This is a genomic window from Pelotomaculum isophthalicicum JI, from assembly GCF_029478095.1.
Lineage (GTDB): Bacteria > Bacillota > Desulfotomaculia > Desulfotomaculales > Pelotomaculaceae > Pelotomaculum_D > Pelotomaculum_D isophthalicicum.
Genome location: NZ_JAKOAV010000089.1, coordinates 1 through 1209 on the forward strand (window position 1 = coordinate 1; position 1209 = coordinate 1209).

A 1209-nucleotide genomic window follows, 5' to 3' on the forward strand; every position below is an offset into this window, starting at 1 on the left:
CTAGGCCATTTTCTTTAATCCAGCGTTCTTTGAAGAAGCATTTGTCTTTATAGGCTTCCTCGTCAAGCTGGGCGATATCATACGTTTTATCGTGATCTACAAGATGCCAGTCTTTTGAATCAAGAGACCATTCTTTTAAATGCTTTTTTAGCTTTTTAATCGATTGAGTCGTGATAAATGCGCGTTCGCCTTCGTTATTGAACCTTCTGTTCTTTTCAGAAGCCAGTCCGGCATCTGTACAGACAACAAATTTAGAAAGTTTGAAATCGGAAAGTATTTTTTCCTCTAAGGGTTTAAGCGTAATCTGTTCATTCGTGTTGCCGCTGTTGAGATTAAAAGCAAGAGGAATACCGTCTCCATCCATAAACAGACCCATTTGGATGATAGGGTTCGGCCGATGTTCTTTTGAAGCGCCATACTGTTTAAGGCCGTCTTCCTGTTCGATTTCAAAGAAATAATTGGTGCAGTCATAATAGAGAATACCTGTGTTTCTCTTTGAAATTTTGAGGCTGTTGCTATAAAGAGAAGACTGAATAAAGTCCATTTCTCTGGAAATGACTTCAAGCGCTCTGTACACATGCTGCAATTCAAAATTGGGTTGTTCAATGAACTTTGAGGAATGCTGGTAGGTCGCGAGTTTGGAAGAAGGAAAAAGGATCCGCCCGTAAAGGAGCCGCGACAATACAGCGTTTAGATCAAAAGAGAACTTATACTTTTTTGATATCGCGGCGGAAACCTTATGAAGATTGAGTTCGTGATAGATCTGCTGAAGAAAAAGATAACCGCCGTTGAAGAAGTGTTGTTGGTCTTTGGAGATTACTTTAGATGGCGAGTATTTAACGATGACTTCTCGCGATTGCTCTTTCTCTTTTTTGTTAAGGTCTTCTATGTATGATTTAGCCCATTCAATAGGGTCACGCCCATTTAGTTTTTGCTGTAATTCAGTAAGCGTACCTAGCTTTTCAACAACTTTTGTGGAACGCTTGCCGTTCTCGTAAACAGATTGTATGACATAAAGCGAAGTAGCGTTTTTAGACTTGGATATACTAAGTCGCATAGTGATAATCCCCTCCAATTCCTTATATTATAACACATTACGCAAAATTACGCACTATTTATCGGAGGGAATTTGACATTTTTCCAATAAAAAAAGCCCTATTTTCAAGGCTTGTAGAGATTTCTATATAGGTCGCAAGTGTCAAAGACCCG

At 39.2% G+C, this 1209-nt stretch carries 1 protein-coding gene; it reads right to left on the reverse strand.

Annotated features, from left to right (window positions below):
• On the reverse strand, window positions 1-1057 hold a 1057-nt coding region (locus tag L7E55_RS17535; RefSeq protein WP_420852075.1), incomplete at its 3' end, for an IS1634 family transposase.
• Window positions 1058-1209: the final 152 nt, after the last annotated feature.